We start from the raw sequence: 15420 nt of genomic DNA, 5'->3' as shown, positions 1-15420 counted from the left end.
CCTTGTCGAAATCCAGGTGGTCGGATCTCCGGGCGTCGGAGCCTCCGTCGTCGTACGGTCGGCTCGCGCCTGAGGTCACCCACGAGTCCCGACGCCGAATACGCTACCCGACCCTGCGATGGCCGCGGGCAGGGTGTCGCGCCCTGATCCGAACCCGGTCAGGGCCGCATCACCGCGCTGACATTGTCGTTCGAAGCGGTCAACGGGTCGCGGCCATCGCCGGCCGCACTGGCCAGCATCTGTTCCAGAACGGCTTTGCCCATCGAGGTCTCCTCGGGCAGTTCGATCGGATAGTCACCGTCGAAACACGCGGCACACAGGTTCTCCGCCGGCTGTTCGGTGGCGGCGATCATCTCGTCGATACCGATATAGCCGAGCGAGTCGGCGCCGATCGCCTGCCGGACACCTTCGACCATGCCTTCTTCGGACTCCATGCCATTCGCAATGAGCTCTGCGGGCGAAGCGAAGTCGATCCCGTAGAAGCACGGCCAGCGCACTGGGCTCGAGGCGATACGGACGTGGATCTCGGCCGCACCGGCCTCGCGCAACATCCGGATCAGCGCTCGCTGGGTGTTACCGCGCACGATCGAGTCGTCGACGACGACGAGGCGCTTGCCCCGGATGACTTCCTTCAAAGGGTTGAGTTTGAGGCGGATACCGAGCTGGCGGATCGTCTGCGACGGCTGGATGAACGTGCGCCCGACGTAGGCGTTCTTCATCAGCCCCTGTCCGTAGGGGATACCAGATTCCTGGGCGTATCCGACTGCGGCGGGAGTGCCCGACTCCGGGACGGGGATCACCAGATCACCCTCGGCCGGGAACTCACGGGCGAGCCGCCGACCGATCTCCACCCGGGTGGAGTGCACCGAACGCCCATGGATGACGCTGTCCGGCCGGGCGAGGTAGACGTACTCGAAGACGCAGCCGCGCGGCGTCGGCTCGGCGAACCGCGAGCTGCGCACCCCGTCGGCGTCGATCGCGAGCAGTTCGCCGGGCTCGATGTCGCGCACGTAGGAGGCACCGACGATGTCGAGCGCCGCGGTCTCCGACGCGACCACCCAGCCGCGATCGAGGCGTCCCAGACACAGCGGTCGCACGCCGTGCGGATCACGCGCCGCATACAGCGTGTGCTCGTCCATGAAGGTGAGACAGAACGCACCCTTGAGATGCGGCAGCAGTTCCATCGCCGCCTGCTCCACACTGCTGTCGGCGGCACCATGCGCGAGCAGGGCGCCGACCAGGTCGGAGTCCGACGTCGCGTCCGTGCTCATCACGCCCAGCCCGCGGGCGCGGCTCGCCAGGTCGGCGGTGTTGACCAGGTTTCCGTTGTGTCCCAGCGCGACGCCGGTGCCGGCGGCGGTGGTGCGGAAGATCGGTTGCGAGTTCTCCCAGGTCGTGGAGCCGGTGGTGGAATATCGGCAATGCCCGATCGCCACGTGCCCCACCATCGCGCCGAGAGTCTGCTCGTCGAAGACCTGACTGACCAGCCCGAGGTCCTTGAAGACCAGCACCTGAGAGCCGTCGCCGACGGCGATTCCGGCGGCCTCCTGACCACGATGTTGCAACGCGTACAGGCCGTAATACGAGAGCTTGGCGACATCCTCACCCGGCGCCCACACCCCGAACACGCCACACTCTTCACGCGGCTCGTTCTCGGGCTCCTCGGAGATCTGGGGCGCACCGCAGGTACGCACCGGCGCGAGCAGGTTCTTGCTGGTGATCGACAAGTCGGTCATTCGAGGTGCGCTCCCTGGGGCTCTACAGATCACGGCGGTACAACACGTTGACGGGGCGAGACGTCGACGGATTGGGAGATACCGCGAGTTTACCGGTCGGTAGTCGGCCCGTGCGAATCAAGCAGCGGTGCGCCGCGGCGGGAAATTCCGCGGTGTGAGGCATCGCACTGTCTCCGGACACTAGACCTGACGGTCGAGCGGGACGATGGGCAACAGGTCCACGATGGCCGGCGCCCGGTGACCCGACGCGCTGAGCCGCCCCGCGCCGACGGCATCGTCGTAGCCGGCGAGCCCGGTCGCCAGCAACAGCCAGGTCCGGGCATCCGTCTCGACCACGTTGGGCGGTGTCCCCCGGGTGTGGCGGGGACCTTCGATGCATTGCACGGCGACAAACGGCGGCACCCGGACCTCGACGGAGTTGCCCGGAGCGAGCTGGGCCAGTGTACGGACGCTGAGGCGCACTGCAGCAGCCAGTTCGCTGCGTGTCGGTTCGGGGGCGGCGTCGTCGAGCAACCAGGGCGCCACGGCCAGCACCGCCGCACGCACGGCGACCGGATCGATCGGTTTGCGCGCTGCCACGCCGACCATCATGCACCATTGACCCATGGGCACCGATGTGGCCGAACGCGAGTTCACCGGCGACGACCGGGTGCGGTTCCGCAGGCAGGTCAGCCGCGGAACCGAGGCCATCGCCCGCATGCTCGCCGACGGCCTGTTCACCGATCAGGGCCGTCCGCCCGAGCCTCTGCTCGGCATGGAGGTGGAGCTCAACCTGGTCGATGAGGACATGAACCCGGCGATGGCCAATGCGACGGTGCTCGACGCGATCGCCGATCCCGACTATCAGACCGAGCTCGGCCAGTTCAACATCGAGATCAACGTCTCCCCCCGCCCATTCGTCACCGACGACACGATCTCGCTCGAGCAGGCGCTGCGCACGTCGCTCAACCGCGCCGAGGAGCGCGCGTCGCGCACCGACAACCACCTCGTCATGATCGGCATGCTGCCGACGCTGACGCACGAGCACTTCGCGCATCAGTGGATCTCGGCGAACCCGCGTTACGACCTGCTCAACCGGCAGATCTTCGCAGCCCGCGGTGAGGACATCGAGATCGACATCGCGGGCGTGCCGCTGAGTGAACGGCACGCAGGCGAACGGCTGCGCACCACCACCGACTCGATCCTGCCCGAGGCCGCGTGCACGTCACTGCAATTGCATCTGCGGGTGGCACCGGAGGACTTCGCCGCCTATTGGAACGCCGCACAATCGATCGCCGGTGTGCAGGTGGCGCTGGCGGGCAACGCCCCCTTCCTCGCCGGGACCGCGTTATGGCACGAGAGTCGTATCCCGGTTTTCGAACAGGCCACGGACACCCGTCCGCTGGAGTTGAAGAATCAGGGCGTGCGCCCACGAGTGTGGTTCGGTGAACGATGGATCAACACCATCTTCGATCTGTTCGAGGAGAACACTCGCTACTTCCCCGCCCTGCTGCCGGTGTGCAGCGACGTCGATCCCATCGATGAGATCGACGCCGGCCGCATCCCCGCACTCGACGAACTACGCTTGCACAACGGCACCGTGTACCGCTGGAACCGGCCCGTCTACGACGTCGTCGACGACCGCGCACACCTGCGCGTGGAGAACCGGGTGCTGCCCGCGGGCCCGACCGTCGTCGACACCATGGCCAATGCTGCGTTCTACTACGGACTCGTGCGTGGCCTCGTCGAATCGGACCGGCCACTGTGGTCACAGATGTCGTTCAACGCGGCTGCGGAGAACCTGCAGTTGGGTGCTCGCGGAGGTATGGAGGCACAACTGTATTGGCCGAACGTCGGGTGGGTTCGCCCCGACGAACTGACGCTGCGACGCTTGATCGACGTCGCCGACACCGGATTACGTGCCTACGGCGTATCGGGCAAGGCCCGTTCGCGGTACCTGTCGGTGATCGAGGGCCGCGCCATCACCCATCAGACCGGTTCGGCATGGCAACGCAGGGCGGTCCTGGCACGCGAGGATGCCGGCGAGGACCGAGCGCAAGCACTGCGGGGGATGTTGCGGGACTACGTCACCCAGATGCACGAAGGGGAACCGGTGCACACCTGGTCGGTGTAGGAGCGAGTGCACGCACAGTTCTACTCGGCGCTCACCTCCCCGCCACGAGCCCCCGACCACTCACCGGCGGAAGGTCCAGCGCGGTCACCAGCCCGGGCTTCGCATCCACAACCGCAGCAACCGAATTGACCAGCCGCATTGCCGTGACGATCATGCCGGACACGTTGTGGTCGCCGTTCTCGCCGTGGTGGGTGAACTCGACCTGCATCTGCGGTTCACCCGAGATCAGGATGCGGTAGCAGCCGTCGCCCTGAGCCGGGGTGGGCCAATCCGGACATTGCTCTGGATGGGTGCGCGTGAAATGTTCGAGAACCACCCGGTCGACGCCGTTCACCTGTCCGACGACCTCGAAATGCAGTGCCGCCATGGCCCCCTCGGGAATGTCGACCGACACCGTGGAGTAGTCGCGGTCGGCTGCGACCCGGTCGAATCGCTCCACGAGCGGTTCGTCGAGTGTCAGGTCGAGGCCGGCGGCGATCTGGCGCACCACGCTGCCCCACCCCATCGCGAGCACCCCCGGGTAGAGCAGCATCGGCGTCTCGTCCATCGACTGGCCGAACCCGAAGATGGTCTTCATGACCACGGGTTGGTAGTAGGTGGAGTAGTCGGCGATCTCCAGGCAGCGCACCTCGTCGATCCGCTGGGACAGGCTCGTCATCGACAGCGGCAGCATGTCGTTGGCGAAACCCGGGTCGATGCCGTTGACGTGCAGACTCGCGTTGCCACTGCGCCCGGCCGCCGCGATCCGATCGATCAGGTCCTGATCGAGGATGCCCTGCGGGAATTGCAGGAGAACCGGTCCGCTGGACACGACATTGATACCGGACTCGATGAAGAAGATGAGGTCGTCGATCGCCTCGAAGATGCGGTCGTCGGTCATCGCGGTGTGCACGATGCAGTCGGGCTTCAGCGCGATGAGCGCATCCCGATCGTTGGTCGCGGCGACGCCCAGCTCGCGTCCGAGGCCGGCGAGGTCCCCGGCGTCGCGACCGACCTTGGCCGGATCGGACACCCACACGCCGATCAGTTCCAGGTCCGGCCGGGCGTCGATCCCGGCGATGGCGTGCCTGCCCACGGTTCCGGTCGACCACTCGACCACGCGAAGAGTCATACACTCAAACTAGAACACGTTTCACTTTTCGGTGGCGGGTTCGGCGAAACGGCGGCCCGGCGGCGTAGCCACCAGCCGGTGATGGTCGCGACGATGAGCGCCATGCACATACCCGCCCCGGCGAAGGAAGTCACCAGAACTACTGTCGATGTGTCCTCGTCGACAAACGGGCCGGGCACGAAGGTCGCCACCAGGCCGACCGACCAGGCAGCCACATTCACCGGTATCCACCCCACCGCGTGCGGCATCACCTCGCGGAGCACCAGGAATTGCGCCGTCGGAATGCTCAGCAGGAGCAGGACCGCGCCCACCCCGAATGCGACCCACACGGCCGGATTCGACATGTCGGCGAGCACTCCCGCATCGTTCAGGATCGACGGCAACATCCCCAGCATCCACGCGAACGCCGCCGCAGCTGACGTCACCGCCACCCACTTCAACACCGGCACAGCCACTTCCGTGCCGTACAACGCTTCGGCCTGACCCAACCCGAGCAGGGCACCCTCGCCGGCTCCGAAGATCGCGACAGTCAGCCAGGTCGCCCAGGGCGACCACTCCGCCGCCGCACAGATCGCCATGCCCGCCACCGGAATCAGGAAGCCCACCGATTCCGCAACCGTCACGAAACCGATCCATCGTCCTAAACTGAACCGCATCGATGCCTTCCGTTCATCCGGGCGGCGTAGCGTCTCGCCGATGCACACCGACCCGGTCTTCACGCCTTCCACGCTGCCACCGGTGGAAGTGATCCACGAGGGCCATAGGACCTGCATCAAGTGGCATCGTGCGCGCCGACGTCCCACCGATCCGCCATTCACCGCGCGTCGGATCGTCGAGGGTATGACGGCGGGGGCGAGCGTCGAGATCGATCTGGTGATCCACGGCGAACGCGGTTTCGCCGTCCTGCACGACCTGGAACTCGGGCACACCACCACCGGGCGTGGCCGGGTGACCGCGGCCTCGGTCGCGCAGTTGCGCACCGTGCACCTCCGGGACAACGACGGGGTGCCCGTCGATCAACCGGTCCTGCTGCTGGAAGATCTTCCGGACCTGTTCGCGCATAGTCGGATTCATCCGGCCGCGAGGTTGCAGCTGGACTTCAAACAGGACGCTTCGGCACTCGACGACACCGTGATCGGCCACTTCGCGGACGCGACCGCCGACATGGCACCCAACATGATCCTGTCCTGCGGTGACGCCGAGGCCGTCCGACTCCTGACCGACGCCGTGCCCGGTATCCGGATCGGCTACGACCCTTGTCATCACGGCGCCCTGCGGCGCGTCCTGCGTTCCGAGGATTTCCACGGCTTCGTCCGACGAGCGATCGCCGCATCACCGCACGCCGAGATGGTCTATCTGGAACGCCGCCTGGTTCTGGAGGCCGACCGGCGTGGCTTCGACATGGTCGGCGCTTTCCACAGCCAAGGGCGCACCGTCGATGCGTACACAATCACCGGGGTCGACGATGACTCGGTGCGGCAAGCGCGGCGCCTGATCGAACTGCGCGTCGATCAGATCACCACCGACGATGCCGAGGGGCTCGTCGCCGCGGTGTGAACGGTAGTGAGCGTGCTCCTCAGCGCGGGCTCCTCAGCGCGCCGCGTTTTTGATGAACTCCTCAACACCCGCAGCAGGTTTGGTGCCCCCGAAGTAGCCACCACGCACATGTCTGCGCCGCGAGTCGTCGTCGGTCGCGCGGGCAGCGGAGTGCCACAGGTAGCAGTCATGCAGCAGGATGTCGCCGCGCTCGGCGTACACGGCGACCTCGCCGGGCACCTTCTCGAACCGCAATGGCATGTCGAAGGGCGGCGGCCGATCCGTGCGGCCGCCGGCCGGGCGCGCCGTCGCGGGCACCTCGACGCCGTTGACGTTCCGGTAGGGTGCCGGCGTCGCCCACAGGTGCGAGCCGGGGACGACGCGCAGGAAACCGTTGGCAGGGCTGGTCCCGTCGATGTGGATGGTGAACGCCGTCGACGGCCAGACGTCGAGGCTCGGGCCCGCCTGCCAGTCCGAATGCCAGCCGATCCGGGTGTAGCCGGACTCCCGGCCGGGTCGGGCATCCTGGTAGACCACGCCGAACTGTTCATGCGCACGCAGCCAGGCGCGTTCTCCGAGCAGCCGAGCCATTGCGTCGGCGAGTACCGGGTGGGTGACGGCCGCTCGCACCGCCGGCGAGATCTCGCTGACGTACTCGACGTAGTTGGCGAACCGCTGGGCCTTGGCCTCCTCGTCGAGGAACACCGTCGAGCCGTGGCGGATGTCGAGTTCACCGGCGATCACCGCCTGCTGCGCCGCGGTGCATTCACGTTCGACCGCCGCGACATCGGATTCGGTCAGCAGTCCACGCAGCGTCGCGTAGCCGTGCATGTCGTAGAACCACACCAGCGCGCCGAGCTCGTGTGGTCCGAACACGCCCGGCTCGGAGGACATCAGCCGAACAGCTTCGGCAGAGTTCCCTCGTGGGTCGCGCGGAGGTCGGCGAGGGTGACCTCGAACTGGTCCTGCACGGTCACCGAGTCGCTACCCTGGTCCACCACCCCGATCCGCGTCCACGGCATGCCGCGCGCGTCGAGCATCGAGCACAACCGCGACTCCTCGGTGCGCGGCACCGCGACCACGGCGCGGCCGGCGGACTCGGAGAACAGCCATACGAAGGGGTCTGCACCGTCGGGAAGCAGGATGCGGCAACCGGTCTCGCCGGCCAGCGCCGATTCGACGACCGCCTGGAACAGGCCGCCCTCGGACAGGTCGTGGGCCGCCGAGACCAGCCCGTCGCGCGACGCGGCGACCATGATCTCGGCGAGCAGCCGTTCGTGCGCGAGGTCGACCCGCGGCGGCACCCCACCGAGGTGATCGTGAGCAACCTGCGACCAGATGGAGCCGTCGAACTCGTCGCGGGTCTCGCCGAGCAGGATCAAGGTCTCCCCCGGCTCGGTGCCGAACCCGGTCGGCACCCGCCGATGTACGTCGTCGATGATGCCGAGCACGCCGACCACTGGCGTCGGCAGAATCGCGGTCGACCCGGTCTGGTTGTAGAAGCTGACGTTGCCGCCGGTCACCGGGATACCGAGTTCGGCGCAACCGTCGGCGAGGCCGCGCACGGCCTGCTGGAATTGCCACATCACCGCCGGGTCCTCGGGCGATCCGAAGTTGAGGCAGTTGGTGACAGCCTTCGGCGACGCACCCGACACCGCCACGTTGCGGTAGGCCTCGGCCAGCGCGAGCTGCGCACCCCGATACGGATCGAGGTAGGTGTAGCGACCCGATGCGTCGGTGGCCAACGCGATGCCTCGGCCGGATGCCTCGTCGATGCGGACCATGCCGGAGTCGGCGGCCTCGGCGAGCACGGTGTTGCCACGTACGTAGCGGTCGTACTGCTCGGTGATGAACTTACGGCTGCACAGGGCCGGCGAGGCGAGCAGCTCGAGTGCCGTGGCCCGCAGCTCGTCGGACGTCTCGGGCCGTTTCAGTGACGCGGTGGTCGACGAGGTGACGCCGTCCTGCCAGTCCGGCCGGGCGACCGGGCGCTCGTAGACGGGGCCCTCGTGGGCGACGGTGCGCGGTGGGACGTCGACGACGGTCTCGCCGTCCCAAGTGATGACGAGATGATCGCCGTCGGTGACCTCACCGATCACGGTCGCCAGCACATCCCACTTCTTGCACACGGCCAGGAACGCGTCGACATTGTCCGGCGTCACCACCGCGCACATGCGTTCCTGCGACTCGCTGGAGAGCACCTCGGCCGGGGTCATGCCCTCGGCGCGCATCGGCACCTTTTCCAGGTCGATGTGCATGCCGCCGTCTCCGGCGGCGGCGAGCTCCGAGGTGGCGCAGGAGAGCCCGGCGCCGCCGAGATCCTGGATACCGACGACGAGGCCCGCGTGATAGAGCTCGAGGCAGCACTCGATGAGCACCTTCTCGGTGAACGGGTCACCGACCTGCACACTCGGTAGCTTCTTACGGTTCGGCCCGGAGTTCCCGTCGGAGTCGTCGAACGTCTCCGACGCCAGCACCGACACGCCGCCGATGCCGTCCAGACCGGTCCGCGCGCCGAACAGGATGATCTTGTTGCCGGCTCCCGACGCGAAGGCCAGGTGCAGGTCCTCGGTGCGCAGCACACCCGCGCACAGCGCGTTGACCAGAGGATTACCCGCATAGCTGGCGTCGAAGACGGTCTCACCACCGACGTTGGGCAGGCCGAGGGAGTTGCCGTAGCCGCCGACGCCGCGGACCACACCGTCGACGACCCGGCGGGTGTCGGAAGCATCTGCCGGACCGAAGCGCAGCTGATCCATCACCGCGATCGGTCGTGCTCCCATTGCCATGATGTCGCGGACGATGCCGCCGACGCCGGTGGCCGCCCCCTGGTAGGGCTCGACGTAGCTGGGGTGATTGTGCGACTCCACCTTGAAGGTGACCGCCCACCCGTCGCCGATGTCGACAACACCGGCGTTCTCGCCGATGCCGGCGAGCATGCTCGCGCGCATCTCGTCGGTGGTGGTCTCACCGAAGTAGCGCAGATGCACCTTCGACGACTTGTAACTGCAATGCTCCGACCACATGACCGAGTACATCGCGAGTTCCGCGTCGGTCGGACGGCGGCCGAGGATCTCCTTGATCCGGGCGTACTCGTCGTCCTTGAGTCCGAGCTCACGGAAAGGCTGCGGTTGGTCGGGGCTGCCTGCTGCGGCTGAAACGGTATCCACCTGCGCACTCACTCTGACGAGTCTATGTCAGGCTCGGCCGCGGCCGCGTGTGGGAGTGGACAGGCGCCCCGCTACGCTGGGCACCTGACACGGACAGGTCACCACACCGTGGGTGACCTGCACGAGCACGGACTGGGGGACCCGATGGCTGACGTCCGCAAAGCGAGGCAATTGTTCGAACTCGGAGTGCTCTCGCTCGGCATCGCCGTCGAGGGCCAGGAACCGATCAACAATGCCGCCCAGGCCGCCAAGGCGTTCACGCGGGCCAGTGAATGGGACCCGTCGATGGCCGACGCGTGGCTGGGACGACTCGTCTGCGGCGAGGACACCGACGAGGTGTTGCTCGCCCTGTACCGAACCCGCAGCACAATCGGCCACGAGCAACGGCGACTCGGATTGCCGCAGCGAACGCTGGTCGGCCGGTGGACGGTGGGTCACATCACCTATCCGATGACCGATGCCACCGAGGCGGCGGCCGCCTATGCCGGTTCACTGACGCGTGGTCAGGATTTCGCCGGAGCCCAGGACGTCCTCGACGACGTACCCGCAGCCCATCGGACGCCGATCGTGGAGTTCGTGCAGGCGTTTCTGTACCTGTCGGCGAAACGCTGGCCCGACGTACTCACCGCCCTACGACGCTCGGAGCGGTGGAACGACAGCTTCCTGCAAGCGGCCGCTGACAACATGGTCGGCGCGGCGTGCGTGCAGATGGGCATGTTCGGGGAGGGCATCCGAAGGCTGCAGAACGTCGTCGACGGTCCGATTCCGGCCCTCGCCACCGAGGCGATGTACCTCCACGGCCTCGCGCTGCGTGAACAGGGCCATGAGGACAAGGCGCGGGCGATGTTCGAGCAGGCCTACGCCCGGGACCCGAACTCACCGGCCGGGCAGGCGCTGAAGTCGCCGAATTTCCGATTGGTCATCACCTCCCCCGACGCCATCGCCGAGCGGAGCGACCCGTGGGACCCCGACTCGGTGCCCGATCTCGCCGACTCGCTGGTCTCCGACACCGCCGAACGTCCCGAGATGGCGGACATGGTGACCGAGGCCCAACGTGAATTGTCCGACCAGATCGGCCTCGACTCGGTCAAGGAGCAGGTCGCCAAACTCCAGTCGGCCGCCACGCTGGCCAAGGTCCGCGCCGACCGTGGCCTCAACACCGCCGCGCGCAGTCTGCACCTCGCCTTCACCGGTCCGCCCGGTACCGGCAAGACGACCGTGGCCCGGATCGTCGCGAAAATCTACTGCGGCCTCGGGTTCATCAAGACCGACAAGGTGATCGAGGCGACCCGCCGCGACCTCGTCGGCGAACACCTCGGCTCCACGGCGCCCAAGACGTCGGCCGTCATCGATTCGGCCATGGACGGTGTGCTGTTCATCGACGAGGCCTACACCCTCATCCAAGAGGGGCTCTCCGGTGGGGATGCGTTCGGTAAAGAGGCCGTCGACACACTCCTGGCCCGGATGGAGGACGACCGGGACCGTCTGGTTGTGATCATCGCCGGATACGACTCCGAGATCGACCGCCTGTTGTCGTCCAACGACGGCCTCGCGTCCCGGTTCGCCCGTCGCGTGCGGTTCGAGTCCTACACACCCGATGAACTCGCCCGGATCGGCGACTTCATCGCTCGTCGGCGCGATTCACTGCTCACCCACGAATCCGTCATCGAACTCGAACAAGCCTGCACACCTCTGTATCACGATGTGCGGCAGAGCCCCTCGGGGATACGGCGAGCCAGCGACGTGGCCGGCAATGGGCGTTTCATCCGCAACATCGTCGAGGCCGCGGAGGAGGAGCGCGAATACCGGCTCTCGGCGTCCGACGATCTCGCATCGCTGTCCCAGGACGACCTGATGCGCATCGAGGTGGGCGACATCCGCACCGCCCTCCGCAATGTCCTTGCCGGACTCCAGCGCTGACCCTGATCGTTCCTCCGCTGATCGAGTAGCCCGAAGCGCCAGCGGAGAGCGCACCGCGATCATCTTCCGCTGATCGAGTAGCCCGGAGCGCCAGCGGAGGGCGTATCGAGATCCACCACACCAGGTTTCGATACACGCTGCGCTCGCAAGCTCACGCACCGCTACTCAACCAGCATGACCCACTCAACGAGACCACCCGACAGCTGATCGAGTAGCCCGGAGCGCCAGCGGAGGGCGTATCGAGATCCAGTACGGCCCACTACGACGACGCGGTCACCGCGAGAATCGCGTCGCGCAACTCGGGACGACAGATGACCAGGTCGGGCAGGTAGGTGTCGTCCTGGTTGTAGACGAGGGCACTTCCGTCGATGCGGCCACACCACAGCCCCTTGGCCTGCGCGACCGCGACCGGAGCCGCCGAATCCCACTCGTACTGGCCACCGGCGTGCACGTAGGCATCGGCCTCCCCGCGCACCACGGCCATCGCTTTCGCACCCGCGGAGCCCATCGGTAGCAACTCGCCGCCGATCGCCTCGACCACCGCCCGCGAGAAGGCCGGTGCGCGCGAAGCACTCACCACCACCCGCGGTCGCTCGCCAAGCGCAGACGATGCCAAGCCCGTTGTCGCCGCGACCGGTTCGCCACTGTCGACGTAGGTGACATCCAATGCGGGTAGCGCCACAGCACCGGCGATCAGGCCACTCTCGGCCGACCACAACGCCACGTGCACCGCCCAGTCGGTATGCCCGTCAGTACCGTATTCCCGTGTGCCGTCGACAGGGTCGACGATCCACACCCGCTCCGCATGCAGTCGACTCTTGTCGTCGGCCGATTCCTCCGACAACACCTTGTCATCGGGACGTGCGGCCGCCAACCGCTCCAGCAAGAGATCATTCGACCGCCGATCCCCTTCGGCACCGAGTTCCTTTCCGCGCAGATCACTCTCGGCGCGGATCTGCAGGAGCAACTGTCCGGCGGCGGTGGCGAGCTCGCCGGCGAGAACACGATCCTCTGACACGCTGTCTCCTACAGTCCCAGGTTGCGGATGATCGATTCGGCCACCTCGGCGGGCGAGCCATCCGATGGTGTCACGAGGACGTCGGGATCGGCGGGACGTTCGTACGGCGAGTCGATGCCGGTGAATTGGCTGATCTCGCCGCGACGGGCCTTGGCATAGAGCCCCTTGGGATCCCGCTGCTCACAGACCTCGAGCGGGGTGTCGACAAAGATCTCGTAGAACGGCAGGCGCCGCTCGGCGTGGATCTCCCGCGCACGCCGGCGTTCATCGGCGAACGGGCTGATCAGCGACACGATGGAAATTGCGCCCGCATCGGCGAACAACGCGGCCACCTCACTGGTCCGGCGGATGTTCTCACGCCGGTCGTCGTCGGAGAAGCCGAGGTCGGCGTTCAGGCCGTGCCGGAGGTTGTCGCCGTCCATGAGGTAGGCGAATCGACTTTCGGCCACCATCCGCCGCTCTAGTTCCACCGCGAGCGAGGACTTCCCCGACCCCGACAACCCGGTCAGCCAGATGGTCGCCCCCTGGTGGGTGCGCTGCTCGCGGGTGACCTTCGTGGTCTGCCACACGACGTGGCTGTCCTTGCTGACCGGCGCGGTGATCATGCCCGCTCCGACAGTCTTGTTGGTCGCCTCGTCGATCAGGATGAAGCTGCCCGTTTCCCGGTTCTTGCGGTATGCGTCGAACAACAGGGGTTGCTGGGCGTGCACCGAGATGCGTGCGATCTCGTTGAGCTGTAACGTCTTGGCTTCTTCATCTCGGTGCAGGGTGTTGACATCGAGCCGGTAGTTCAGCCCGCTGATCTGCGCGCGCGTGGTACGGGTCCCGCACATCATCACGTACCGGTTGCCCGGCCGCAGTTCGGTGTCGTCGGAGAACCAGCACACCATCGCGTCGATGTCGCGGCCCACGTAGGGACGATTGTTCGGCCGTGCCAGCATGTCACCGCGGACGATGTCGATCTCGTCGGCGAGTTCCATCGACACCGCCATCGACGCGAACGCTTCGTCGACCCGCTCGCCGCCGGGTCCCCAGATGCCGGTGATGGTGGTGCTGAATCCGCTGGGCAGCACCACCACTTCGTCGCCCCGCGAGAAGACACCACCGGCAACGGTTCCCGCGTACGCGCGGTGATCGGCGCCGTCGCTGCGCTGCGGGCGGATCACGTACTGGACCGGCATGCGTGCATCGATCAGGTTGCGATCCGACGCGATGTAGACGTTCTCGAGGTGGTTGAGCAGCGGCCGCCCCTCGTACCAGGGCATGTTGACCGATTGGTCCACCACATTGTCGCCCTGGAGCGCCGACAGCGGGATGAAGGTGAGGTCGGTGACATTCAGTTTTGCCGCGAAAGCGATGAAGTCGTCGCAGATCTCGTCGAACCGCTCCTGCGACCAGTCGACGAGATCCATTTTGTTCACACAGATCGTGAGGTGCGGAATCCCCAGCAGCGATGACAGGAACGCGTGCCGCCGCGTCTGTTCGAGAATGCCTTTGCGGGCGTCGACGAGAATGATCGCGAGATCGGCGGTCGACGCCCCGGTCACCATGTTCCGGGTGTACTGCACGTGCCCGGGTGTGTCGGCGATGATGAACTTCCGCTTGGGCGTGGAGAAATAGCGGTAGGCGACGTCAATGGTGATGCCCTGCTCGCGCTCGGCGCGCAGTCCGTCGGTGAGCAGCGCCAGATTCGCGTACTCGTCGCCGCGTTCGGCGCTGGTGCGTTCGATCGATTCGAGTTGGTCGGTGAAGATCGTCTTCGAATCGAAGAGGAGTCGACCGATCAAGGTCGATTTTCCGTCGTCGACCGAACCCGCAGTCGCCAACCGCAACAGTTCCTTGGGCATCAGAAGTAGCCCTCCTTCTTGCGATCCTCCATGCCGGCTTCCGAGATGCGGTCGTCGGCGCGTGTCGCACCACGCTCGGTGACGCGGGTGATGGCGATCTCGTCGATCACCTTCTCGACGGTGTCGGCGGTGCTGAGCACACAACCGGTGCAGGTGGCGTCGCCGACGGTGCGGAATCGCACGGTCTCGATCTGGGTCTGCTCACCCGGATACGGCTGCAGGAAGCGGGTTTTCGCCAGATACATGCCGTCGCGCGGTATCACCTCGCGCTGGTGGGCGTAGTAGATGGGCGGCAGTTCGATGTTCTCGGCCGCGATGTACTGCCAGATGTCGAGTTCGGTCCAGTTGCTCAGCGGGAACACCCGGATGTGCTCACCCTTGTGATGGCGGCCGTTGTAGAGCTGCCACAGTTCGGGTCGCTGAGCCCGCGGGTCCCATGCCCCGAATTCGTCGCGGAAGCTGAACACTCGTTCCTTCGCACGCGCCTTCTCCTCATCGCGCCGCGCACCACCGAACACTGCGTCGAACCGGTTCTCCTGGATGCCGCGCAGCAACGCCGTGGTTTGCAGCCGGTTGCGACTCGCCCCCGGGCCCGTGTCCTCGACGACCCGACCCGCGTCGATGTCGTCTTGTACCGAACTCACCACCAGGCGCACGCCCGTGTCCGCGACCACCCGGTCGCGATACTCGATGACCTCATCGAAGTTGTGGCCCGTGTCGACATGCATCAGCGGGAACGGGACGGGCGCCGGCCAGAACGCCTTCTGCGCGAGGTGAAACATCACCACGGAGTCCTTGCCACCCGAAAAGAGCAACCCGGGGCGTTCGAAGGTCGCCGCCACCTCGCGCATGATGTGCACCGACTCGGCTTCGAGCGCGGCGAGATGGGTCAACTCGTAGCCGTGATGCGCGTGTCCGACTTTCGCATCCGCTGCGCTCGCAACCATTCGCTCTCCTTGACATGTCGAA

Annotated in this window: 12 protein-coding genes; 3 read left to right on the top strand and 9 right to left on the bottom strand. The window is 66.6% G+C overall.

What is annotated here, in order from left to right:
* Window positions 1–158 precede the first annotated feature (158 nt).
* A complete protein-coding gene (purF, locus tag OSB52_RS05060; RefSeq protein ID WP_266060505.1) occupies window positions 159–1736 on the bottom strand; it encodes an amidophosphoribosyltransferase in 1578 nt (525 codons plus the stop codon).
* Window positions 1737–1916: 180 nt separating this feature from the next.
* On the bottom strand, window positions 1917–2324 hold the full coding sequence (locus tag OSB52_RS05055; RefSeq protein WP_235725948.1) for a sterol carrier family protein: 408 nt from the start codon (window positions 2322–2324) through the stop codon (window positions 1917–1919).
* 16 nt (window positions 2325–2340) lie between these two features.
* Here OSB52_RS05055 and OSB52_RS05050 point away from each other — a divergent pair, with 16 nt between their 5' ends.
* The gene (locus tag OSB52_RS05050) at window positions 2341–3849 is read left to right on the top strand and encodes a glutamate-cysteine ligase family protein (RefSeq protein WP_266060504.1); all 1509 of its coding nucleotides are present in this window, start codon (window positions 2341–2343) and stop codon (window positions 3847–3849) included.
* A gap of 31 nt (window positions 3850–3880) precedes the next feature.
* Here OSB52_RS05050 and OSB52_RS05045 read toward each other — a convergent pair whose 3' ends face one another.
* Both OSB52_RS05045 and OSB52_RS05040 read right to left on the bottom strand, forming a co-directional pair.
* Window positions 3881–4960, bottom strand: a complete 1080-nt coding sequence (locus OSB52_RS05045; RefSeq protein ID WP_266060503.1) for an NAD(P)H-dependent amine dehydrogenase family protein — start codon at window positions 4958–4960, stop codon at window positions 3881–3883.
* The gene (locus OSB52_RS05040) at window positions 4957–5583 is read right to left on the bottom strand and encodes a hypothetical protein (RefSeq protein WP_266060502.1); all 627 of its coding nucleotides are present in this window, start codon (window positions 5581–5583) and stop codon (window positions 4957–4959) included. Before OSB52_RS05040 ends, OSB52_RS05045 begins: the two co-directional genes overlap by 4 nt.
* 73 nt (window positions 5584–5656) lie before the next feature.
* On the opposite strand from OSB52_RS05040, the gene OSB52_RS05035 reads away from it, so the two are divergent.
* A complete protein-coding gene (locus OSB52_RS05035) occupies window positions 5657–6517 on the top strand; it encodes a glycerophosphodiester phosphodiesterase (protein ID WP_266060501.1) in 861 nt (286 codons plus the stop codon).
* 33 nt (window positions 6518–6550) lie between these two features.
* Here the strand turns inward: OSB52_RS05035 and OSB52_RS05030 are convergent, their stop codons facing one another.
* On the bottom strand, window positions 6551–7390 hold the full coding sequence (locus OSB52_RS05030) for a phytanoyl-CoA dioxygenase family protein (protein ID WP_235725280.1): 840 nt from the start codon (window positions 7388–7390) through the stop codon (window positions 6551–6553).
* Entirely contained in the window at window positions 7390–9678 is a 2289-nt protein-coding gene (gene purL, locus OSB52_RS05025; protein WP_266060499.1) for a phosphoribosylformylglycinamidine synthase subunit PurL, read from the bottom strand. Before purL ends, OSB52_RS05030 begins: the two co-directional genes overlap by 1 nt.
* A 132-nt stretch (window positions 9679–9810) precedes the next feature.
* Between purL and eccA the strand changes: the two genes are divergently transcribed.
* Window positions 9811–11586, top strand: coding sequence for a type VII secretion AAA-ATPase EccA (gene eccA / locus OSB52_RS05020; protein ID WP_266060561.1), 1776 nt, complete (start codon window positions 9811–9813; stop codon window positions 11584–11586).
* Between the two features lie 259 nt (window positions 11587–11845).
* On the opposite strand, the gene OSB52_RS05015 is transcribed toward eccA, so the two are convergent.
* The 3 genes from OSB52_RS05015 to cysD are packed head-to-tail and all read right to left on the bottom strand — an operon-like array spanning window position 11846 to window position 15398.
* Window positions 11846–12604: a 3'(2'),5'-bisphosphate nucleotidase CysQ gene (locus OSB52_RS05015; protein WP_266060498.1), complete on the bottom strand. Its 759-nt coding sequence runs from the start codon at window positions 12602–12604 to the stop codon at window positions 11846–11848.
* Between the two features lie 8 nt (window positions 12605–12612).
* Complete coding sequence (gene cysC, locus OSB52_RS05010) at window positions 12613–14451, bottom strand: adenylyl-sulfate kinase (RefSeq protein ID WP_235725276.1); 1839 nt, start codon at window positions 14449–14451, stop codon at window positions 12613–12615.
* Entirely contained in the window at window positions 14451–15398 is a 948-nt protein-coding gene (gene cysD, locus OSB52_RS05005) for a sulfate adenylyltransferase subunit CysD (RefSeq protein ID WP_266060496.1), read from the bottom strand. The genes cysC and cysD overlap by 1 nt, the downstream gene beginning before the upstream one ends.
* Window positions 15399–15420: the final 22 nt, after the last annotated feature.

The sequence above is a fragment of the Gordonia aquimaris genome (genome assembly GCF_026262595.1).
GTDB lineage: Bacteria > Actinomycetota > Actinomycetes > Mycobacteriales > Mycobacteriaceae > Gordonia > Gordonia tangerina.
Note: the sequence above shows the minus strand (reverse complement) of the source record. Positions and strands in the feature narration are given on the sequence as shown.